The sequence below is a fragment of the Anderseniella sp. Alg231-50 genome, from assembly GCF_900149695.1.
Taxonomy (GTDB): Bacteria; Pseudomonadota; Alphaproteobacteria; order Rhizobiales; family Aestuariivirgaceae; genus Anderseniella.
Genome location: NZ_LT703003.1, coordinates 580,585 through 601,003, shown reverse-complemented (window position 1 = coordinate 601,003; position 20,419 = coordinate 580,585). Strand labels below are relative to the sequence as shown.

20 protein-coding genes and 1 tRNA gene are annotated in these 20,419 nt (G+C 57.3%); 9 read left to right on the top strand and 12 right to left on the bottom strand.

Annotated features, from left to right (window positions below; translation table 11 throughout):
- Positions 1 to 71: 71 nt before the first annotated feature.
- From DHN55_RS02960 to DHN55_RS02945, 4 genes are all read left to right on the top strand, one after another.
- Positions 72 to 1,211, top strand: coding sequence for a metal ABC transporter solute-binding protein, Zn/Mn family (locus DHN55_RS02960; protein ID WP_108879892.1), 1,140 nt, complete (start codon positions 72 to 74; stop codon positions 1,209 to 1,211).
- A 75-nt stretch (positions 1,212 to 1,286) separates the two neighbouring features.
- Positions 1,287 to 2,495, top strand: coding sequence for a GTP-binding protein (locus DHN55_RS02955; protein ID WP_108879891.1), 1,209 nt, complete (start codon positions 1,287 to 1,289; stop codon positions 2,493 to 2,495).
- Positions 2,492 to 3,145 carry a DUF1826 domain-containing protein gene (locus DHN55_RS02950; protein WP_108879890.1) on the top strand — a complete coding sequence of 218 codons (654 nt, stop codon included), beginning with the start codon at positions 2,492 to 2,494 and terminating at the stop codon, positions 3,143 to 3,145. Before DHN55_RS02955 ends, DHN55_RS02950 begins: the two co-directional genes overlap by 4 nt.
- Positions 3,146 to 3,177: 32 nt before the next feature.
- The gene (locus DHN55_RS02945; protein WP_108879889.1) at positions 3,178 to 3,996 is read left to right on the top strand and encodes a hypothetical protein; all 819 of its coding nucleotides are present in this window, start codon (positions 3,178 to 3,180) and stop codon (positions 3,994 to 3,996) included.
- A gap of 130 nt (positions 3,997 to 4,126) precedes the next feature.
- Here DHN55_RS02945 and polA read toward each other — a convergent pair whose 3' ends face one another.
- The gene (polA, locus tag DHN55_RS02940; protein ID WP_108881677.1) at positions 4,127 to 7,066 is read right to left on the bottom strand and encodes a DNA polymerase I; all 2,940 of its coding nucleotides are present in this window, start codon (positions 7,064 to 7,066) and stop codon (positions 4,127 to 4,129) included.
- Positions 7,067 to 7,296: 230 nt separating this feature from the next.
- Between polA and DHN55_RS02935 the strand changes: the two genes are divergently transcribed.
- Entirely contained in the window at positions 7,297 to 8,685 is a 1,389-nt protein-coding gene (locus tag DHN55_RS02935; RefSeq protein ID WP_108879888.1) for an aminotransferase class III-fold pyridoxal phosphate-dependent enzyme, read from the top strand.
- A gap of 78 nt (positions 8,686 to 8,763) precedes the next feature.
- On the opposite strand, the gene DHN55_RS02930 is transcribed toward DHN55_RS02935, so the two are convergent.
- Positions 8,764 to 9,390, bottom strand: coding sequence for a MarC family protein (locus DHN55_RS02930; protein ID WP_108879887.1), 627 nt, complete (start codon positions 9,388 to 9,390; stop codon positions 8,764 to 8,766).
- Positions 9,391 to 9,685: 295 nt separating this feature from the next.
- Here DHN55_RS02930 and DHN55_RS02925 point away from each other — a divergent pair, with 295 nt between their 5' ends.
- Together DHN55_RS02925 and DHN55_RS02920 are read left to right on the top strand one after the other, a co-directional pair.
- Positions 9,686 to 10,114, top strand: coding sequence for an Hsp20 family protein (locus DHN55_RS02925; protein ID WP_108879886.1), 429 nt, complete (start codon positions 9,686 to 9,688; stop codon positions 10,112 to 10,114).
- Between the two features lie 39 nt (positions 10,115 to 10,153).
- Positions 10,154 to 10,423 carry a DUF1150 family protein gene (locus DHN55_RS02920; protein ID WP_108879885.1) on the top strand — a complete coding sequence of 90 codons (270 nt, stop codon included), beginning with the start codon at positions 10,154 to 10,156 and terminating at the stop codon, positions 10,421 to 10,423.
- A 35-nt stretch (positions 10,424 to 10,458) separates the two neighbouring features.
- Here DHN55_RS02920 and ptsN read toward each other — a convergent pair whose 3' ends face one another.
- The 9 genes from ptsN to DHN55_RS02875 form a co-directional block, all read right to left on the bottom strand.
- Positions 10,459 to 10,929 carry a PTS IIA-like nitrogen regulatory protein PtsN gene (gene ptsN / locus DHN55_RS02915; RefSeq protein ID WP_108881676.1) on the bottom strand — a complete coding sequence of 157 codons (471 nt, stop codon included), beginning with the start codon at positions 10,927 to 10,929 and terminating at the stop codon, positions 10,459 to 10,461.
- Positions 10,930 to 11,016: 87 nt separating this feature from the next.
- Positions 11,017 to 11,589, bottom strand: coding sequence for a ribosome hibernation-promoting factor, HPF/YfiA family (hpf, locus tag DHN55_RS02910; RefSeq protein ID WP_108879884.1), 573 nt, complete (start codon positions 11,587 to 11,589; stop codon positions 11,017 to 11,019).
- Positions 11,590 to 11,865: 276 nt separating this feature from the next.
- Positions 11,866 to 13,449, bottom strand: coding sequence for an RNA polymerase factor sigma-54 (gene rpoN, locus DHN55_RS02905; protein WP_108879883.1), 1,584 nt, complete (start codon positions 13,447 to 13,449; stop codon positions 11,866 to 11,868).
- 183 nt (positions 13,450 to 13,632) lie between these two features.
- Positions 13,633 to 14,472: an LPS export ABC transporter ATP-binding protein gene (lptB, locus tag DHN55_RS02900; protein ID WP_443111122.1), complete on the bottom strand. Its 840-nt coding sequence runs from the start codon at positions 14,470 to 14,472 to the stop codon at positions 13,633 to 13,635.
- Positions 14,473 to 14,557: 85 nt separating this feature from the next.
- Positions 14,558 to 15,073, bottom strand: a complete 516-nt coding sequence (locus tag DHN55_RS02895) for an LptA/OstA family protein (RefSeq protein ID WP_108879882.1) — start codon at positions 15,071 to 15,073, stop codon at positions 14,558 to 14,560.
- The gene (gene lptC, locus DHN55_RS02890; RefSeq protein ID WP_337659855.1) at positions 15,070 to 15,687 is read right to left on the bottom strand and encodes an LPS export ABC transporter periplasmic protein LptC; all 618 of its coding nucleotides are present in this window, start codon (positions 15,685 to 15,687) and stop codon (positions 15,070 to 15,072) included. Before lptC ends, DHN55_RS02895 begins: the two co-directional genes overlap by 4 nt.
- Positions 15,688 to 15,871: 184 nt before the next feature.
- Complete coding sequence (locus tag DHN55_RS02885) at positions 15,872 to 16,486, bottom strand: ribonuclease H-like domain-containing protein (protein ID WP_108879880.1); 615 nt, start codon at positions 16,484 to 16,486, stop codon at positions 15,872 to 15,874.
- An 87-nt stretch (positions 16,487 to 16,573) separates the two neighbouring features.
- Positions 16,574 to 17,353, bottom strand: coding sequence for an SDR family NAD(P)-dependent oxidoreductase (locus DHN55_RS02880; protein ID WP_108879879.1), 780 nt, complete (start codon positions 17,351 to 17,353; stop codon positions 16,574 to 16,576).
- A 113-nt stretch (positions 17,354 to 17,466) separates the two neighbouring features.
- Positions 17,467 to 17,553 (bottom strand) — tRNA-Leu (locus DHN55_RS02875).
- Positions 17,554 to 17,796: 243 nt separating this feature from the next.
- Between DHN55_RS02875 and DHN55_RS02865 the strand changes: the two genes are divergently transcribed.
- Both DHN55_RS02865 and DHN55_RS02860 read left to right on the top strand, forming a co-directional pair.
- A complete protein-coding gene (locus DHN55_RS02865; protein WP_108879877.1) occupies positions 17,797 to 18,762 on the top strand; it encodes an NAD-dependent epimerase/dehydratase family protein in 966 nt (321 codons plus the stop codon).
- Positions 18,762 to 19,481: a DUF1194 domain-containing protein gene (locus DHN55_RS02860; RefSeq protein ID WP_108879876.1), complete on the top strand. Its 720-nt coding sequence runs from the start codon at positions 18,762 to 18,764 to the stop codon at positions 19,479 to 19,481. Before DHN55_RS02865 ends, DHN55_RS02860 begins: the two co-directional genes overlap by 1 nt.
- Before the next feature lie 11 nt (positions 19,482 to 19,492).
- On the opposite strand, the gene DHN55_RS02855 is transcribed toward DHN55_RS02860, so the two are convergent.
- Positions 19,493 to 20,314 carry an undecaprenyl-diphosphate phosphatase gene (locus DHN55_RS02855; RefSeq protein ID WP_108879875.1) on the bottom strand — a complete coding sequence of 274 codons (822 nt, stop codon included), beginning with the start codon at positions 20,312 to 20,314 and terminating at the stop codon, positions 19,493 to 19,495.
- Positions 20,315 to 20,419: the final 105 nt, after the last annotated feature.

Genomic DNA, 20,419 nt, shown 5'->3' with positions numbered 1-20,419 from the left:
TTATACAGTTACGCAATCTTGTAATGAGATAACGTCACACCCGTTTGTCATGTTGACCAGGAAAGACCGTCATGCGCCGCATCAAGACTTTTTTTCTCGCTTCCACGCTGCTGGCTTCCTCCGCCGTTTCTGCCATTGCCGACGTGAATGTGGTGGCGTCCATCAAGCCGGTTCATTCTCTCGTTGCTGCAGTAATGCAGGGTGTCGGGGAACCAGGGCTGATCGTTGAAGGTGCCGGATCGCCGCATAACTATGCTTTGAAGCCATCACAGGCGCAGATGCTGGAGTCTGCCAAAGTCGTGTTCTGGGTTGGCCACGAACTGGAAGCCTTCCTGGAAAAACCGCTGGAAACGATTGCAGCGAATGCCAAGACCGTCGAACTGATTGATGCCCACGGCCTCGTCAAGCTCGAGTTCCGCAAGGGCGGCGCCTTTGATGACCATGCCCATGGAGAAGAGGTTGGTCACGACGATCATGACGACCATGACCATGGGAAAAAGGCCGAAGCTGACCATGACGACCATGACCATGGGAAAAAGGCCGAAGCTGACCATGATGACCATGACCATGGGAAAAAGGCCGAAGCTGACCATGACGACCATGACCATGGGAAAAAGGCCGAAGCTGACCATGATGACCATGACCATGGGAAAAAGGCCGAAGCTGACCATGATGACCATGGCCATGGGAAATTCAATCCTCATGTCTGGCTGGATCCCATAAACGCCAAGGCGCTCGTACACGAGATTGAGGAGGTTCTTGCGGAGGCTGACCCCGACAATGCCGGCAAATACAAAGCCAATGCAGAAACGGTGATGGCCGAACTTGATGCACTGGTCACCGAGGTTTCGGCTGATCTGAAGCCGGTTCACGACCAGAGGTTCATCGTGTTTCACGATGCCTATCAGTACTTCGAAAAGCGCTTTGATGTGACCGCGGCCGGCTCAATCACTGTTTCACCTGAAGTCATGCCCGGTGCTGAGCGCATCACCGAGATCCGTGCAAAGGTCAAGGACTTGGGCGCAACATGCGTGTTTGCCGAGCCGCAATTTGAACCCAAGCTGGTAGCCACTGTCACCGAAAGAACGCAGGCAAAATCAGGTGTTATTGATCCGCTCGGCGCAACACTCGATACCGGGCCGCAACTTTACTTCCAGTTGATCCGCAACATGTCGACGTCAATCAAGACCTGCCTGTCTGAAGCCAGCTGACGAAGTCGGAGCGCAAACATAGCGGGCGACTAGCGTCGCCTCTTTTTCACACAAATTGATGTAATGTAATAACATATGAAAACAAATCTACTCCCCGTCACGGTCCTGTCCGGTTTCCTCGGCGCAGGCAAGACAACGCTTCTCAACCACATCCTGAACAACCGCGAGGACATGCGCGTTGCCGTGATCGTCAATGACATGAGCGAGGTTAACATCGACGCGAGCCTGGTTCGCGATGGTGGAGCCGACCTCTCACGCACCGATGAGCAACTCGTCGAAATGACCAATGGATGCATCTGCTGCACGTTGCGCGATGATCTGCTCAAAGAAGTGAGGGCGCTTGCTGGACAGGGGCGTTTCGATCACCTGCTGATCGAGTCGACCGGCATCTCGGAGCCGCTTCCCGTGGCGTCCACCTTTGAATTTCGCGATGAGGACGGTGATAGCCTGTCGGATGTCGCGCAACTGGACTCCATGGTCACTGTGGTCGACGCAGCAAGCCTGCTGAAAGACTACGGGTCCAGCGATTTCCTGCGCGACCGTGGCGAAACGATGGGAGAAGACGATGCCCGTACGCTGGTCGACCTCCTGGTCGATCAGATCGAGTTTGCCGACACGATCATTCTCAACAAGGTTTCGGCAGCTTCTCCGCAAGATCTGGATGCCGCGTGTAAGATCATCCGCTCGCTCAACCCTGATGCGACCGTGATCGAGGCAGACTTCGCCCGTATACCGCTTGGCGAGGTGCTTGGTACCGGCCGCTTCGATTTCGAAAAGGCGCATGAGCATCCGCTCTGGTACAAGGAACTGAACGGCTTTGCCGATCATGTGCCGGAGACCGAAGAGTATGGCGTTCGCTCCTTCGTCTACCGGGCGCGCCAGCCGTTTGATCCCGTGAAACTGAAGGCATTCGTCAACCGCCCATGGCAGGGTGTCGTACGTGCCAAGGGGTTCTTCTGGCTCGCCACGCGTCCGCAGTTTGTCGGCGAACTCTCCATGGCTGGTGCACTCGTTCGCACCGAGAAGCGGGGTCTGTGGTGGTCGGCTGCGCCCAGGGAGTACTGGCCAGACGACCCGGCCTGGAAGCGTTCGATGGAACCGTATTTCGACCCTGTTTGGGGAGATCGGCGTCAGGAACTCGTCTTCATCGGCTGTGACCCGATGGACGAGGCTGCCATACGCGGGAACCTCGATGCTTGCCTGGTGAAGGCGCCGGCGTTCCTGCCTGCCATATGGCGCGACATGCCTGATCCGTTTCCGGCGTGGGAAGCAGGTGCGTCATGAACTACCACCGGCAATTTGTTCGCAATGCAGGCGTTGGTGTCGGTCTGGCCGACAGTCCGCAAGCCATGAACCTCATCCACACGCGCGGTGCTGCTGCCGTGATCTGGAAGCGCCAGCCGGCGCGCTGTTTTCAGGCCTGGATTGATAGCCTGGATCCGGCCTGCCTGCCGCGTGCGCGTGTTGTCCTGCAGCCGCACTCCGTGCGCGACGTAGTCGCTTTGATCTGTCTCGGCGCCGGCATGCCGGACGGTGAACAGCCCAACGTGCTCGTCGACGACATTGCGGCACTGGCAGACGTGTTTGCCACGTTGATGAACACCTCTTACCTGCGCCTGAGGCTGGATGTCGTAAACGACAATGCCTGCCGCAAGTTTCATATAGACGCCGTAACCGCACGGCTGGTTTGCACCTATCGCGGCCTCGGTACCCAGTATGGCATTTCGACCGATGGGGCGGAGCCGGCGCGGGTATTCACTGTGCCAACCGGAGCACCGATCATCCTGCGCGGCACAAAGTGGCCAGACCCGCCGCCTTCCGGACTGTTGCACCGTTCCCCGCCAATCGAGGGTACGGGGGAGACCAGGCTGGTGCTGGTTCTGGACCCGGTGGGCGATGAACTGGCGAGCACATCACCTGCACACCAAAACTGATCAAAACAACGTCACCAAACAGGGGAAAGAAAATGATTGAAAAACTGTCTGCGGCGAAATTTCTGCAAACCGCTTTTGCAACAATCGCATTGGTGTCGGGTATGCAAGTGGCCGTTTCCACAGAAGCGCGCGCGCAAGCTGCAATATTTGAGGTCGTCCACCCGGATGTGGAACAGGGCGAGATCGAAATTGAAATATTGAACGGTGTGGGGCTTGGCGGGGTTGACGATGGAGACGAACGTTCGGTCCATGAATTCGCAATCGGCTACGGGCTGACGGACATCTGGAAGTTCACTGCTGCTGTGGAACTTGCAAATCCGGAGTCGGAAAATGCGGAAGTCGAGGCGTTTGAATTTGAAAACCTTGTACTCCTGCCGTTTTTTGGTGGTGGACATGGTCACGGTGGAAAAGAGTCTGACGGCAATCATTCCGAGTTCACGCTTGGCTTTTACACGGCTTTGGAAGTTCCAAGAGAAGGCGGTATCGATGCCGGTGGAATTGCGTTTGGTCCCGTTTTCGAAGCCGAAGTCGGATCCTTAAAATGGGTTGGAAACCTGTTGGTTGAAGTGCCGTTTGAGGAGGGCGATCCGGGACTTGCCTATGCGTCGCAGATTGTTCTTCCGCTGAATGAAAGTGTCGGCATTGGCGTGGAAAACTTTGGTGAGTTTGAGGGTGCATTTGGCGATGCCGGGGACCAGGAACACTATGCAGGTCCTGCGCTTTATTTTGAGACAGAACTGCCGAACGGGCATGTTATTGAACCAAGAGCGGCGGTCTTGTTTGGTCTCAATGACAACTCGTCGGATGCGGTCTTTTCGTTCAACCTCGAGTATAAAATTGGCAAGGAATGAAATTGCCGGCGTGTGACGGCGAAAACCGCTGCGCAGCGCCCATGTTCGCTATGGCGGTGCTGCGGCACAACATGGTGAGGCTGTGTACCTGACCCTTTGGACCGTCTTCGAATATCAGCGCCAGAGCGATTTAGTGCGCCTCGTCCCAGTTGTCTGCCGCGCGCGCATCCACCTGGATCGGCACCGAGAACGATACTGTCGGCAGGGGCGCTGCAACCATCACTTCCGATGCAACCTTGATGGTTGCGTCGGCTTCCGCATCCGGCACTTCGAAGATCAGCTCATCATGCACCTGCAGCAACATGCGTGCGTTCAGGCCTGCATCTGTCAGGGCCTGCGGCATGCGGATCATGGCGCGCCGGATGATGTCGGCGGCAGAGCCCTGGATCGGCGCGTTGATGGAGGCGCGTTCCTGGAAGGCCCGTTCCGACGGGTTGGGTGATTTTATGCGCGGAAAATGCATGCGCCTGCCGAACACCGTCTCCACATAGCCATTGGTCCGGCAAAATGCCTTGGTGTGCTCCATATAGTCCTTGATGCCGGGGAAACGTTCGAAATAGGTCTTGATATAGCGGCCAGCCTCTTCGCGCGGGATGGCAAGCTGGTTGGCCAGTCCGAACGCTGAAATACCATAGATGATGCCGAAATTGATGGCCTTGGCCTTGCGGCGGATGCTCGGGTCCATGCCTTCGACCGGCGTGTCGAACATCTCCGATGCGGTCATCGCGTGAATGTCCAGCCCGTCCGCAAACGCTTTCTTCAACTGGTCGATGCCGGCAATATGGGCCAGAACGCGCAATTCGATCTGGCTGTAGTCGGCAGACACCAGCTTGTGGCCGGGGGCTGCAACGAAGGCCGTCCTGATCTGCCGGCCTTCTGCGGTGCGCACCGGAATGTTCTGCAGGTTCGGATCGGTAGAAGACAGCCTGCCGGTAGATGTCGAGGCCAGCGAATAGGATGTGTGCACCCGCCCGGTTTCAGGGTTGATGTGTCCGGTCAGGGCGTCTGTATAGGTCGAGCGCAACTTGGTCAGCTGGCGCCAATCCAGCAGCTTGCGGGCCAGTTCAACGCCGTCGCCTGCCAAATCTTCCATCACCTGACTGTCGGTGCTCCAGGCGCCGGTAGCGGTTTTCTTGCCGCCCTGAAGCCCCAGTTTGCCGAACAGGATTTCACCGATCTGCTTTGGCGAGCCCAGGTTGAAGGTTTCACCGGCAAGTTCGTGCACCTGTTTTTCCAGTACTTCGGCGTCTTTGGAAAACTCGGCCGACAATCGGGCCAGTACGGTCCTGTCCACGAGAATGCCTTCGCGTTCCATCGCCGCCAGCACCGGCACCAGCGGACGCTCCAGCGTTTCATAGACGGTTGCACGGTGTTCCGATGCCAGCCGCGGCTTCAGCACGTTCCACAGCCTCAGCGTGATGTCCGCGTCTTCAGCGGCATAGCTTGTCGCCTGGTCCAGCGGCACCAGGTCGAACGTAACCTGGGATTTTCCGGTGCCGGCAACGTCCTTGAACTTGATCGGCTTGAGGCCGAGGTGGACATCGGCCAGCTCATCCATGCCATGCCCGTTGACGCCTGAATCCAGCGCATAGGACAGCAGCATCGTATCATCGATCGGCGCCACACTGATGCCGAGGCGCTGAAACACCGTCAGGTCATATTTCAGGTTCTGGCCGATTTTCAGGATGCCCGGATGTTCGAGCACCTCCTTGACCGCGCCGATAACCTCCGCTTCGGACAGCTGTTCCAGGTCGCCACCGCCGAAATCCAGGCCGTCCGACGCCCGGTGGCCTGTCGGGATGTAGCAGGCCTTGCCCGGCTCGACGCTGAAGGAAATGCCGCACAGGCTTGCCTGCATGTTGTCGAGTGACGTGGTTTCGGTGTCTACCGCCACCAGCCCGGCCTTCTGGATCATCTGTACCCAGGCTTCCAGGCGGTCCCGGGTGGTAACGCGTTCATAGGCGGCATGATCAGGCGGCGGCAGGTTGCGCATCCTGTCCGCCATGACGGCGGCGGCATCGCCGCCGGTTGCGGCATCTGATGCGTCGCCTGCAGGTGCATCGCCTGCATCACCTGTTGCCGGTGCACCGAGTTCATCTACGTCCGCACCCTCGGGCGGCCAGCCGGTAAACGTCACCTCAATCGGTTCAATGTCGGCGGCACTGGCTTCGAAATCGCCTGACACTCGGCGGATCAGTGTATTGAAGTCCAGCGCCTTCAGGAACCCGATCAGGGATTTTGCTTCCGGTTCGATAACGCCGAAATCTTCAATCGGGTGATCAACATCCACATCGGTTTTCAGGATCACCAGCTCTTTGGAAACCCGTGCCTGGTCGGCGAACTCGATCAGCTTTTCGCGCCGTTTTGGTTGTTTGATTTCGCCGGCCCGCGCCAGCAGGCTTTCCAGGTCGCCATATTCCTCGATCAGCTGCGCACCGGTCTTGACTCCAATGCCGGGCACGCCGGGCACATTGTCGACGCTGTCACCGGCAAGTGCCTGAACTTCAACAACCTTTTCAGGTGGCACGCCGAATTTCTCGATAACCTCGTCACGCCCGATGGCCTTGTCTTTCATGGTATCCAGCAACATCACCTGATCGGTGACCAGTTGCATCAGGTCCTTGTCGGACGACACGATGCGCACCGTTGCCCCGGCAGCCGCGGCCTGGGTGGCATAGGTGGCGATCAGGTCGTCAGCCTCATAGTTTTCCTGCTCGATACACGCCACGTTGAAGGCTTCCGTCGCCTGCCGGATCAAGCCGAACTGCGGCACCAGGTCTTCCGGCGCCGGCGGGCGATGGGCCTTGTAGTCGGGATAGATGTCATTGCGGAACGATTTCGAGGATTTGTCGAAGATAGCCGCAATGTGGGTGGGCTTGTCGTCGGCCGACATTTGCTGGAGCAGTTTGTACAGCATGTTGCAAAAGCCCTGTACGGCCCCGACCGGCAAACCGTCAGACTTGCGGGTCAGGGGCGGCAATGCGTGGTAGGCGCGGAAAATATAGCCGGAGGCATCTATCAGATAGAGATGGTCACCGGGCTGGATCGGGCGGGATGCTGCTGTACTCATGGTGGGCGCACTATGCCACCTGCCCGGCGCCTTTGCCATAAGCTGAAACGCTTGTTTGCACAGGCATGGTGATGCTTGCTGACATTAGCTGACACCGGTGCCGAACGGCACAATATTGCGCCGCGTGAGGGTGGTTCCACATTATTTGCCGTTCTGGCTGGCTAAATCCCCTTGCCAAGTGCCCCCCGGATAGTTGGATAATGAGACTTCTTAATCTAGGGAGTAGTGCCATGAACCTTCAGGCGAATGAAAATGACTTCAGCGGGATCATCAAGGCCGACCGTGAACACGTCTGGCACCATCTGACCCAGCACAAGAAGTTCGAAACTGTAGACCCTCTTGTCATCATCGAAGGCAAGGGAATGCGGGTGTGGAACACCGCAGGCCGTGAGCACCTCGACGCGGTATCCGGCGGCGTGTGGACAGTCAACGTGGGCTATGGCCGCGAAAGCATTGCCGATGCGGTTCGCGATCAGCTTGTCCAGTTGAACTATTTTGCCAATTCCGCCGGCAGCATTCCGGGCGCCAAATTCGCCGAGCGGCTGATCTCCAAGATGCCCGGCATGACCCGCGTCTATTACTCAAACTCGGGCTCGGAAGCCAATGAGAAGGCCTACAAGATTGTCCGCCAGATTTCGCACAACAAGCACGGCGGCAAGAAACACAAGATCCTGTATCGCGAGCGTGATTATCACGGCACCACCATTACCGCGCTGTCATCGTGTGGCCAGAACGAGCGCCGCGACCAGTACGGGCCGTTTACCCCCGGCTTCGTTGAAGTGCCGCATTGTCTCGAATATCGCTCGCAATGGGGCGAGGTGGACGACTACGGCATCCGCGCCGCCAATGCCATTGAAGAGGTTATTCTGCGTGAAGGTGCCGATACCGTCGGCGGCCTGATACTTGAGCCGGTGACGGCAGGCGGCGGCGTCATCACACCGCCACAGGGCTATTGGGACCGCGTCCAGGAAATCTGCAAGAAGTACGACGTGCTGCTGATCATCGACGAAGTTGTCTGCGGCATGGGACGCACCGGCGAGTGGTTCGGCTATCAGCACTATGGCATTCAGCCCGACATGGTGACCATGGCCAAGGGTGTGGCGTCGGGTTATGCCGCCATCTCGTGCACCGTGACAACGGAAGCCGTGTTCAACCAGTTCAAGGCGGATCCGTCTGATCCGATGAGCTATTTCCGCGACATCTCCACGTTTGGCGGGTGTGCGGCAGGCCCGGCGGCGGCACTTGAAAACATGCGCATTCTCGAAGATGAGAAGCTGCTGGAAAACACCACCGCCATGGGTGAGTACCTGCTGGAACAGTTCGAGGGCCTGAAAGCCAAGCACGCCATGGTTGGCGATGTGCGCGGCAAGGGTCTGTTCTGCGGCATGGAACTGGTGCTTGACCGTGATACACGCGAGCCGGTTCCCGAAAGCACGACGCAAGCCATTGTGGGTGATTGTTTCGCAACCGATGCGGTTATTATCGGTGCAACCAACCGTTCACTGAGCGGCCTCAACAACACATTGTGCTTCTCACCGGCGCTGATCTGCACCAAGTCTGACCTGGATGAGGTCGTGGCATCGGTGGACCGCGCATTGACCAAGGTTGCTGCCGCCTAGGCACAACTCAGCCGTCAGTAAAGAGACACTTCGGCCGCCTGTCCTGCAGGCGGCCGTTTTCATGTGGCTGAACGATTGTCACGCGGTATTGATTTTTATCAGTTCCAGGACGGCGCTGATGACATTGTCGACGGCAACCGCGGCCAGGATCATTCCCATCACGCGACTGACGATCGCGGCGCCGCTGGTGCCGATCAGTTTCAGAATCGGCGCTGCCATCAGCATCAGAACAAGCGCCACGCCAACCACCGCAACCAGGATGCCGGCCGTTACCGCCTGCTCGGCGAAGCTGAACCGGTTGTTGTCGGTGAGCAGAACAACTGCCAGCATTGCACCGGGCGAGGCCAGTGACGGTACTGCCAATGGAAACACGGCCGGGCTTTCCGGTTCTTCTTCGGCCTCCAGCTTGCTGATTTCCTGTTTCGGTTTTGAGTCGCCGAAAATCATCGTCAGCGCGAACAGGAACAGGATGAGGCCACCGGCGATCTGGAAGGCGGGCAGGCCGATGCCCAGTGCATCGATGAGGAATTGCCCGGCCACCAGGAAGAACATCAACACGCAGATCGCCAGCACGGCGGCATGGACTGCCACCCGGTTGCGTTTTTTCGCTTCAATACTGGCCGTAACGGCTACAAAAACCGGAATTGTGCCGATCGGGTCAATAACCACCCACAGGGTGACAAATTGCTCGAAAATCGCTTGCATCGGTGTGTTCTCAGCCCCGCTGCCATAGTTCACTGATCTCCCATAGACCATGTTCGCAGGTCAATCACCAGCACCGGAAGACATTTATTCTTCATAGGGAGTAAACGCGGAATGTCGCCCGAATGCCGGAAAAGTGAGACGCCGGCGCACTTCCGGCATCTTGACGTTGTGGGCCTGTAGCACAATATCCCAGATATGAAGTTGATTGCCGGGTCGAAAACAGGCGGGGCTGAACGCTCAGACCGCAAAAGCTGACCGGTTAAACATCGAGCTGCTTGTTAAAGGGCTTTGAAAAATGACGCGTAATACGGCCTTTCCGTCGCCTTTCTTCGTCGGATTTGATGAAATTGAGCGACTGCTGGAGCGAACTGCAAAAACCGCTCCCGACGGCTATCCGCCCTACAATGTCGAGAAACAGCCGCCGAGCGGTGAAGATAATGCCGAAAAACTGCGCATTACGCTGGCCGTGGCGGGGTTTTCCGCTGAAGAACTGGAACTGACGCTCGAAGACAACGAACTGGTGATAGAAGGCCGCCAGACAGATGATTCAACCCGCGAGTTCCTGCATCGTGGTATTGCCGCGCGCCAGTTTCGCCGCATCTTCGTGCTGGCCGACGGCATGAATGTCGTGTCCGCCAGCCTCGACAACGGGCTGTTGGCCATCGACCTGGAACGCCCGGAACCTCAGCGGGTGGTCCGCAAGATCGAGATACAGCAGTCATGATTTCTGCCTGATAACGCAATTATTGAAGGAGACCAGACCATGACGGATCACAAGACAAACCGGTTGCCTCAAGTCCCTGAAAGCGAAATTGCGCTTGCAAACATGGGCTTAGGTGAAGTGGCCTATGTACGAAAGGTACCGGCTCAGGAAGTTGAGCGCATGATTGGCCAGAAAATCGCAGCTGACCCTGCTACACCCCTGTATTGCCTGTATCTGGCCGACGGCACACCGGTTTCGGTGTCCGACAGCCGTGAAGCCGCCATCGCAAATGCCATCGAGCATGACCTCGCCGCCATCAATCCCAACTAGAGTATGGCCTGCCTGGACTGGACCATGCCATGGGCTCACGCGGCATGCGGCGCCGATGCGGCTGGTTCGGTCAAAATCGCATAAAGTCCTTCCGCCTTGTCCGTGCCGCGCAGTTTTTCCACGACGGTGGCATCGCGCAGCAGGCGTGAAATACGCGCCAGTGCTTTCAGATGGTCTGCGCCGGCGCTTTCCGGAGCCAGCAGCAAAAACACCAGATCGACGGGATTGTCGTCGACGGAATCAAATTTGACCGGCGTGGCCAGCCTGGCGAACAGGCCGTGCACTTTTTCCAGTGCCTGGAATTTTCCGTGCGGAATGGCAATGCCCTGTCCAAGGCCGGTCGATCCCAGTTTTTCGCGCCTCAACAGGGTTTCGAAGATGACTTGCGTATCGAGTCCGGAAAGCCGAGCGCCTTCCTGAGCCAGTTCCTGCAGCAATTGGCGTTTGCTGGATGCCTTGAGATTAGGCAGTACGGCATTACTGGAAATTATGTTCGACAATTGCATGATTGACTGAAACTCCATGCACTTTGTGTATCAGAATCCGGTCCGGCGAGGGTCCGGAAGGCTAAAGGCGTTCAGCAGGTCAGTGTGCTAGTTCCCACCAGGGTCCAACCACCCGACATTTCCGTCTTTGCGCTTGTAGACTACATTTAAGCTGCCATTGCGGCCATTGCGGAAAAGCACAAATTGTTCATTCGTGAAATCAAGCTTCATGACGGCCTCCCCAACCGACAGCTCATCAATACTGGCTGTTGATTCTGCTATGATAACAGGGTTCAGATCAACCGGTTCTTCTGTTGCGCCCTCAGCATCTGCCTGCAGGACGTAAGCAGCCGCAGGGACCGCGTTCACCGGTTCCTTGCGGGCAAGGTGATGATCCTTCAGGCGTCTTTTGTAGCGGCGCAGCCGTTTTTCCAGATGCCCGACGGCTGTATCTGCCGCGCTGTGAGCATCGCCGCCGTTGCCGTTGGCATTGAGCGAAAGACCTGTTGTCAGATGCAGGGTGATTTCGCAGTCGAAGCCGGAGCGCTGTTTTTCCACCACCACCAGGCAGCGAACGATACCGTCAAAATATTTTGCAACATCATTGTGGATGCGTCCTTCGACATGCTCACGCAATGCGTCGCCGATGTCGAGGTTTTTGCCGGTTATCTGAATCTGCATGATTTAGGATTACCCCTTCTTCGAAGACCAAGTCTGTCGAAAGCCGATTACATTTTCAATATTGACTGTTTCGATCGGACCTGCTTAAGCGCGTTTCGGAACTGGTGTTCGTTTTGCTGCTGTGAATCTGTCTTTTCCGATCAAGGCGCGCGGAACCTATTGCCACCCGGCCAGCTTGTCAATCAGCCTATGAAAAGAATGTGGGAAAGTTTTGCCGCCTGCTTTTCGACGACAGAGCTACGGTTTTGCAGCTTGTTCAAGCGCACCCGTAGTGGCCTAGCCGGCCTCAAGCATGCGTTTCTGGCGCCGCCGCATGATCGAGGACGGAATTTGCATGGCTTCGCGGTATTTCGCCACTGTGCGCCGTGCGATATCGATGCCTTCCGCCCGCAGCATTTCGACGATCTGATCGTCTGAAAGTATTTTCGCAGCGGTTTCCTCGTCGATCATGGCCCGGATCTTGTGCCGCACGGATTCGGCAGAATGATCATCACCGCCGGCTGAGGAAGAAATTGCGGTCGTGAAGAAGTATTTCAGCTCGAACACGCCGCGCGGGGTTTCGAAATATTTGTTCGACGTGACGCGGCTGATCGTGGACTCATGCATGGAAATGGCGTCGGCAACCGTTTTGAGATTGAGCGGCCGCAAATGCTCCACGCCGTACATCAGGAAGGCATCCTGCTGGCGCACGATTTCGCGTGCGACCGCCAGAATTGTGCGCGCGCGCTGGTCCAGGCTCTTCACCAGCCAGGTTGCATTGGACATGCAGTCCGACAGGTACAGCTTGTCCGCGTCACGCGTCGTGCCACGGCTCACCTGCGCAAAATACTGGTTGTTGACCAATACCCGCGGCAGCGTTTCGGTGTTCAGTTCAACAGCCCAGCTGCCATCCGGGGCAGGGCGCACAATAACATCCGGGACAACCGGTTGCACCACAATCGATCCAAACACATTGCCGGGTTTCGGGTTCAGCGACCGGACCTCGTCGGCCATGTCGCGCAGGTCATCCATATCAACTTTGCACATGGTCTTGAGCCGCGCGAAATCATGCTTGGCAAGCAGGTCGAGATTGTCGATGAAAACCTGCATGGCGGGGTCAAACCGGTCGCGTTCCCTGAGCTGGATGGCCAGGCATTCCTTCAGATCACGCGCCAGGATACCGGGCGGATCGAACGTCTGCACGATGGCCAGGGTCTGTTCGACAAGATCAACGGTTGCGCCCAGTGTGTCGGCAACCGTTGCAACGTCGCCGGTCAGGTAACCTGCTTCATTCACCAGCCCGATCAGGTGTGCGCCAATCATGCGCATGGCAGGATCAGACACGGTAAGGTGAAGTTGTTCGGTCAGGTGGTCAGCAAGCGTGCTTTCGCTGGCAAGCGTTGCGTCGAAGGCCATCTCGCCGTCATAACCACCGCCGCCGCCACTACCATTGCCGCCTGCCGTATTGCCCGTGCTGGACAACTGCCAGCCTGAATCCTGCATCCCCATGGGGTCTGCGGCTTCACGGTTGATTTTATCGGCGGTGGCTTCATCGGCGTAGACGTTTTCAAGACCGGTATCGAACTGGTCGAGGTTTTCCGGGGTATTTTCACCCGATGCGATCTGGTCTGCGGTATCTTTCAGTTCCGTACCGGCGGCAGCATCGTCGGAAACGGTTTGTCCGTCGCTGTCGGACACAATATCCCGGCCTGCTTCATCGCGCTCGTCGCGCTCCAGCAACGGGTTCGACTCCAGCTCGCTTTCCACATATGCCTGCAGCTCAAAATTCGACATCTGCAGCAGCTTGATGGCCTGCTGCAGTTGCGGCGTCATGACCAGGGACTGGCCCTGGCGCATCTGCAATTTTTGACTCAACGCCATCGCTGGCATACTCCCCGCACAACAAACCGGAGTAACATGAGGGTTTGCGGGACCCGTAAAGTTGCTCCAACACTATAAAAACGACCAGGCAGGCGGTTTTTTCGTTACACCAAAACCATGCTGATCTCGCGCCCGGCGACATAATCTGCGCTTCAGTCGTTCACGGCACTTGTCTGCGGGATATTAAAGGCTGAAACCTTCACCAAGGTAAAGACGTCGCACATCGGGATGCGCAACGATCTGTTGTGGTGTACCTTCCATTAATACGTGGCCTTCATGGATGATAAGGGCGCGATCAATGATCTCGAGGGTTTCTCGGACGTTGTGATCCGTAATAAGCACCCCGAGGCCCCTAGAGGTGAGCTGTCGCACCAGTTGGCGAATATCATTGATCGCAATTGGATCAATCCCTGCGAAGGGTTCGTCGAGCAGTATGAATCGGGGATTTGCGGCAAGGGCTCTGGCAATCTCAACCCTGCGTCGTTCTCCGCCAGACAATGCCATAGCTGGCGAATTCGTGATATGTGTGATCTGAAACTCATTTAGTAACCCACGCAACTTACGCTCGCGCTCAGTGCGATCGGGAACGTGTAGTTCCAGCACCGCGCGAATATTGTCCTCAACCGTAAGTGCCCGGAAAACCGACGCTTCCTGTGGCAGATATCCAATTCCCAGCCTGGCTCGCTGATACATCGGCAAGTCAGTGATATCTTCCCCATCGAGCGATATGGTCCCGGAATCGGCAGCGATCAGGCCGGTGATCATGTAAAACACCGTCGTTTTCCCTGCGCCATTCGGGCCAAGCAACCCTACAGCTTCTCCACGGCGGACCGACACGCTGACATCCCTGGTTACTGGCCGCCGTTTGAAGGACTTGCGCAAATTACGCGCCACAAGGCCTTCTGTCGGCGCAGTTCCCGGTCTTGTAAATGTCCGGCGGGAAGGCTGTTTTGCCTGTCTGCCAAACAACGAAGACCAAAACGATGACTTGCCGGTTCGCTTCACGTGATTACCGCTCAACAGGATTAAGGTTTGCTGAAGCCCTATGGTTAATAATTGCTGAATTTGCAAGCAGCAACCATGTTTGGAGCTTCCGGGGTGGGAAATACTAGTTGGATTTGTCAGGGTCGAAAGAGAAAATGACACGTTTTCCCTGACCACCTGTAAATTTCGACTCGTTGGTATTCAGGTTCACATTCAGTTTTTCACCTTTCACGACGCTGGTCCCCTGGATGACGGTGACCTTGCCTGTGACAACGGCGGTGTTGGCCTTGACGTTCATCTTCATGCGGTCGCCGGTGATGGTTTGTGACGACGTTACGATTTTTACCCCGCCGCCCTTTGTCTCCAGCCAGGTAACATCGGTTCCGCCGCTCTTGGTCTTGACAAAAGTAGCGATCAGGTTGGTTGAATTCAACTTGACGTTGTTTTGCCGGGCACGGACATTGCCGCGGAAAATCGCCTGGTTCTTGCTCTCGAACAGTTCCATCTGATCGGATTCGATATTGACCTTGCTTTTCTTTTTCTGGGCATGGGCAGGCATTGCGGCAACACTTGCAGCCATCACGATCAGTGCAACGGCGATACGGGTCCTGTTCAGTTTTCCGGTCCTGTTCAGTTTCATTGTTGCAGGTTTCCTTTTGAACTGGAGGTTTCCACCGGCGCGGCAGGCGGGCTGTCCTGCGTTGCTGCAGAGTTGAATATCGCACGAACCCGTGCTTTGAAAGTCACATGTTCACCATTGTTGGTAACGTCGACACCGGTGGACCTGATTACCCCGCCATCCATCACCACCACGATCTCGTCCTGCGAGGTCAACGCCTTCTGCTTCACGTCAATGTCTGCGGTGTCCATGCTGGCGGTGAACGTGTCGGCCAGCTTGATGGACACATCGCCCGACAACCGCAGGGATTTGTCCTTGGAGTTGAACAGGCCGGTTTTTGCGGTCACGTCCATGGCGCGCCCATCAGTGCGCCTGAGCAGGCCGATGACCTGCCGCATGTGCACAAGATTGGGCTGTTCCTTGTCCTGGTTGGCTTCCACGGCGGCAATCTTGTAGGGCTGCTGGTCATTGTCGAAGCCGGCAACCTCGGAACCCTGCACGGCAAACCGTTCCTGTTCCGACGCCTGTTTCGTCGCCGCTACCGGCGCGGCCGGTTCCGGGCTGGTCGCGGTTTCTATGTCGAAGCCGGAGGCCTGGATCAGGAAAACCCCGAACACACCTGCCGCAGCCAACATGAACAACCATACCATTATCGCAGGCCCGCGCCGCCTGCGCCTTAGGGTTGGTCGTGCTTGTCTGCCAGGTATCATTGCCGTTTTCTCACCCTTTCATCCGGATCATACCGGGTGCAACCAGGGTCTGTCGTGCGTTTTGCCCGGAAATTCTTGCCGAATAAAGGCGGGAGCCGCCGCCTCAGCTTCATGAGTGGGCAAAAATGTCCTCGTTCGGCCAGCCGGCAAGGTCGAGACCGGCACGGATCGGCAGGAACTCGAAACAGGCCTGGGCAAGCTCGGCCCGGTCTTCCCGGCGCAGCATCTGGTCCAGCCTGACCTTGAGTTCATGCAGGTAAATCACGTCAAGCGCGGCATACTGCTTCTGGGCGTCCGACAAGACCGGTGTGCCCCAGTCGGAACTCTGCTGCTGCTTCGACATCTCAATACCCAGCATTTCGCGCACCAGGTCCTTCAGGCCATGCCTGTCGGTATAAGTGCGGGCCAGCCGCGAGGCAATCTTGGTGCAGTAGACCGGTGACGTATCCACGTCCAGGTAGGCTTTCAGCATGCCGACGTCAAAGCGCGCGTAATGGAAGATCTTGGTCACGTTTGCATCTTCCATCAGTGCTTTCAGGCGCGGCGCATGATAGGTCTTGCGATCAAGCTGCACCAGATGAGCATCATCATCGCCGGCGGACAGTTGCACCACGCACAGCTTGTCACGATGGGCATGCAGTCCCATGGTTTCGGTATCAACCGCCACACTCGATCCGAAGTCCAGTCCGTCGGGCAGGTCGCCCTGGTGTATCTTGACTGCCATTTTTGCTTTTTGCCTTGCTTGTCTGACTGCGATTTACCCATGGGCTATAACACAAGCCGCCTCATTGGCAACACTTCGGTGATGGTGTCAGGCGGCCGTCAGGCCGGGAAGTCCGACCCTGGCGCGGCCTTCATCGGACTTCAGGGAAAAGTCCTGTCCGGCAAACTCGTCAGCGCCTTCCCTGCACAGCCACACCACCGTTTTGCCGACCCAGTCAGCGGGAATGTGAACCGACGGGTCCAGTTGGCTCACCGGGTTGATGCCCGATGCCTTGATGGACACCTGCATGTCCGTTGCCACCGTGCCCGGGCTCAGGCCCACAACGCGAATGCCCCTGCCGCCGTATTCCTTGTCTGCACATCGCGTCAGCATCAGCGCAGCCGCCTTGGAAGAACAGTAGTGGCTCCAGCCCTCCATCGGCCCGTAAGCCGCGCCTGAAGAAATGTTGATGATGGTACCGTCGCCCTGAGCCTCCATTTCGGGAATGGCTGCGCGCAGGCCGAAAAACACCCCCTTGTAATTCACATCGGCCACTTTCGCCCAGTCATCTGGATCGGCATCGCCCATCCGGGAAATCGGGTCGATCAGTCCGGCATTGTTGACCAGAATGTCCACCCGGCCAAAGTCCTGTTTGCATTTCGCCACCATGGCGGCCACTTGCGGGTAACTGCTGACGTCGCAGGTGACGGTTTGTGCGGTTCCGCCATCGGCGCGAATGTCCTGTGCGACCTGTTCTATCTCGGATGATGTGCGCGCTGCCAGCAGCACCGAGACACCCTCGGCGGCAAGCTGTCTTGCCGCTGCTGCGCCGATACCACGACTGGCTCCGGTAATGATGGCGGCTTTTCCATTGAGTGTGCTGGTCATGAAAATGGCTTCCTTGCTAAGGTTTCGAGTGGTTGTAATTGCCGGCAGAAGCCAATTACCAACGCTGTCAGCGCAGGCAATTCAATCGTTCCGGAAACTTTAGTCAGGGTTTTTGGTGCCCAGGAGAAGACTCGAACTTCCACTTCCTTACGGAAACTAGCACCTGAAGCTAGCGCGTCTACCAATTCCGCCACCTGGGCCCAAAAGCGGCTTTCTCGAACAAAAAGCCATCAGGCAGGCGCACTCATAGTTGGACCCAAGGCAGCTTGTCAACCGGCGTCTTGTGCAATTCCTGGCCGCTGGCGGAATAAGTGTGCCATGATGAATTTCCGGTTGTGGCATCAAGGGTCTTTAAAAGCCTGCGGCGGATCGTTAAAACCCACACAACCGGGCACTGGCACATGGCCTTTTCCGCATCTGTTTCAAAGGCGAATTGAACCGACATGACCGCATCTTCAAAACTCGTGACGATCATCGGTGGCTCAGGCTTTCTGGGTCGCCACATCACTCGTGCCCTGGCACGCCAGGGTCACCGCATCCGGGTCGCGGTCAGGCGGCCTGACCTCGCCGGACACGTGCAGCCGCTGGGAACACCCGGCCAGATCATGCCGGTACAGGCAAATCTGCGCTATCCGGAGTCGGTTGAGGCAGCATGTGCAGGCTCTGATGTGGTGATTAACCTGGTCGGCGTGCTGTTTTCATCGGGCGGCCAGACCTTTTCGGCCCTGCATGCGCACGGCGCCCGGGTTGCGGCGCGCGCGGCGAAGAATGCCGGTGCGGCACAGTTCATCCAGATGTCGGCAATCGGTGCTGACGAAGACTCTGCATCCGAATATGCCCGCACCAAGGCCGAAGGCGAGGCCGCGGCCCGTGAGGAGTTTCCCGGCGCAACCATCATCAGGCCGTCGATCGTATTTGGCCCGGAAGACAATTTCTTCAACCAGTTTGCCGCCATGGCGCGGTTCTCTCCGGTTCTGCCACTGATCGGCGGCGGCGAAACCAGATTCCAGCCGGTTTTTGTCGGTGATGTTGCAGACGCGATCACAACATTGGTGGCGAGCGGCAATGGCAACGGAAAAACCTGGGAGTTTGGCGGGCCTGCACAACGCAGCTTCAGGGAACTATTGGAATATGTGGTTGAAGTAACCGGCCGCAAGCGCCTCCTGGTGCCGGTTCCGTTTGCGCTTGCCCGTATCAAGGGAACAATTCTGGGCCTGCTGCCCAACCCGTTGCTGACGGCGGACCAGGTTGACCTGCTGAAATCCGACAATGTCGTGTCTGAGGCCGCCATTGCCGAAGGCCGCACGCTGGAAGGTCTCGGTATCAAACCGGAACCGATCGAGGCCATTGTGCCGGAATATCTGTATCGCTTCCGGAAGGCCGGCCAGTTCTCCGCTCCGGTTATCTGATGCTGGCCAGAGCCTTTGCATTTTTTCTGCTGGGCTCGTTATTGCTGTCATCGGGTGCGGGTGCGCAGGGCTTGCAGCCGGTAGATCTCGAACTGGTTCTGGCGGTCGACACCTCCACCAGCGTGGACGCCGAGGAGTTTGCTCTGCAGTCGCAGGGGCTGGCCGAAGCCTTCCTGCACCCCGACGTTGTTGCCGCTGTCCGCTTCGCCGGCACCCTGGGGGTTGCCGTTACGCTCGTTCAGTGGGCCGGTGAGGCCCGGCAGGCCACCGCGGTTGACTGGCATGTGGTGCGCGATGGCCAGACTGCGGCAGAATTGTCTGCAAAAATTTCCGCGTCGCCGCGAGCCATCAGGGGGTTGACCGATATTGCCGGTGCCATCGGGTTCTCAGTCAATTCCATAGAGGCAAACAACTATCTGGGTACGCGCCGGGTCATTGATATTTCAGGTGACGGATCCAGCGACGCGCGCCGCTCCGAGGCGGCCCGCGATGCCGCCAGGGCACGCGGCATCACCATCAACGGCCTTGTGATTCACAACAAGGACATTGATCTCGGCGAACTGGCCAATATCGACCTGCGCGAACACTACGCCAATCATGTCATTGGCGGACCCGGCTCGTTCATGATGACGGCAAGGAATTTTGACGACTTTCGCACTGCCATCCGCGCCAAGCTGGTGCGTGAAATCACCGGGCCGGTGTCAGCCGCCGTTGACTGAGTTTCCAGTGATCAACTGCCTGCTTCGGCAAAGAACCCGGTGTGCGCAAGATACAGCAGTCCGGCGCCCAACAGCAGCCGGTAGATCACGAAACTGGTCAATGAATACCGCTTGACGATTGCCATCAGGAACCAGATGGCAGCAAGCGCGGTGAAGAAAGTCAGGATACCGGTGATAATGGCATCACCGGAAATGGTGGCTCCGTCCGATATCGCTTCGCCCAGAACCAGCACGCCGGCGCCGGCGATGGCGGGGATGCCGACGAGGAACGAAAACCGGGCTGCTTCCGAGCGCTGGAAACCCAAAAACCGGGCAGCCGTCATGGTGATGCCGGAACGGCTGGTGCCGGGAATAATAGCAACGGCCTGGGCCAGTCCGATAATCAGGGCCGGCATGAAGGTCATGTTCTCCATGGCCTTTACGTGCTTGCCGAAGCGGTCCGCGAAATACATCAGGACGCCGAAAATAATGGCGTTCCAGGCAACGATTTCCGGCCCGCGCACTGCATCAATCATGCCTGTTTTCTTCACGAACAGGCCAAACGCAACAGCCGGAATGGTGGCAACGACAATCAGCAGGCCGAGACGGCCATGATCGGTCATGCGTCCGCGCAGCAGGTTCAGCGCCCCCAGGGTCAATGCCAGGACATCCCGCCAGAAATACGTGATCACTGCCAGGAATGAGCCCATGTGAACCATCACGTCGACAATCAGGCCCTGATCCTTCCAACCTGTCAGGGCTGGAACCAGTATCAGGTGGCCTGAAGACGAGATTGGCAAAAATTCGGTAATTCCCTGAATGACGGCCAGTACGATGATCTGTTCCAGAAACATGCAGTTGATCCCTGTTGACGTTGCGCTAGCACTGGCCACAACTTAGCTTTACTGAAATAATACATAGGGTTGCGAATCGCTTGCAACCTGTTCGGGTATTGGCTC

Excerpts from the sequence above, each read along its gene's own strand:
- DHN55_RS02960 (WP_108879892.1), top strand. The coding sequence starts at position 72 with ATGCGCCGCATCAAGACTTTTTTTCTCGCTTCCACGCTGCTGGCTTCC.
- DHN55_RS02955 (WP_108879891.1), top strand. The coding sequence starts at position 1,287 with ATGAAAACAAATCTACTCCCCGTCACGGTCCTGTCCGGTTTCCTCGGC.
- DHN55_RS02950 (WP_108879890.1), top strand. The coding sequence starts at position 2,492 with ATGAACTACCACCGGCAATTTGTTCGCAATGCAGGCGTTGGTGTCGGT.
- DHN55_RS02945 (WP_108879889.1), top strand. The coding sequence starts at position 3,178 with ATGATTGAAAAACTGTCTGCGGCGAAATTTCTGCAAACCGCTTTTGCA.
- polA (WP_108881677.1), bottom strand. The coding sequence starts at position 7,066 with ATGAGTACAGCAGCATCCCGCCCGATCCAGCCCGGTGACCATCTCTAT.
- DHN55_RS02935 (WP_108879888.1), top strand. The coding sequence starts at position 7,297 with ATGAACCTTCAGGCGAATGAAAATGACTTCAGCGGGATCATCAAGGCC.
- DHN55_RS02930 (WP_108879887.1), bottom strand. The coding sequence starts at position 9,390 with ATGCAAGCGATTTTCGAGCAATTTGTCACCCTGTGGGTGGTTATTGAC.
- DHN55_RS02925 (WP_108879886.1), top strand. The coding sequence starts at position 9,686 with ATGACGCGTAATACGGCCTTTCCGTCGCCTTTCTTCGTCGGATTTGAT.
- DHN55_RS02920 (WP_108879885.1), top strand. The coding sequence starts at position 10,154 with ATGACGGATCACAAGACAAACCGGTTGCCTCAAGTCCCTGAAAGCGAA.
- ptsN (WP_108881676.1), bottom strand. The coding sequence starts at position 10,929 with ATGCAATTGTCGAACATAATTTCCAGTAATGCCGTACTGCCTAATCTC.
- hpf (WP_108879884.1), bottom strand. The coding sequence starts at position 11,589 with ATGCAGATTCAGATAACCGGCAAAAACCTCGACATCGGCGACGCATTG.
- rpoN (WP_108879883.1), bottom strand. The coding sequence starts at position 13,449 with ATGGCGTTGAGTCAAAAATTGCAGATGCGCCAGGGCCAGTCCCTGGTC.
- DHN55_RS02895 (WP_108879882.1), bottom strand. The coding sequence starts at position 15,073 with ATGAAACTGAACAGGACCGGAAAACTGAACAGGACCCGTATCGCCGTT.
- lptC (WP_337659855.1), bottom strand. The coding sequence starts at position 15,687 with ATGTTGGCTGCGGCAGGTGTGTTCGGGGTTTTCCTGATCCAGGCCTCC.
- DHN55_RS02885 (WP_108879880.1), bottom strand. The coding sequence starts at position 16,486 with ATGGCAGTCAAGATACACCAGGGCGACCTGCCCGACGGACTGGACTTC.
- DHN55_RS02880 (WP_108879879.1), bottom strand. The coding sequence starts at position 17,353 with ATGACCAGCACACTCAATGGAAAAGCCGCCATCATTACCGGAGCCAGT.
- DHN55_RS02865 (WP_108879877.1), top strand. The coding sequence starts at position 17,797 with ATGACCGCATCTTCAAAACTCGTGACGATCATCGGTGGCTCAGGCTTT.
- DHN55_RS02860 (WP_108879876.1), top strand. The coding sequence starts at position 18,762 with ATGCTGGCCAGAGCCTTTGCATTTTTTCTGCTGGGCTCGTTATTGCTG.
- DHN55_RS02855 (WP_108879875.1), bottom strand. The coding sequence starts at position 20,314 with ATGTTTCTGGAACAGATCATCGTACTGGCCGTCATTCAGGGAATTACC.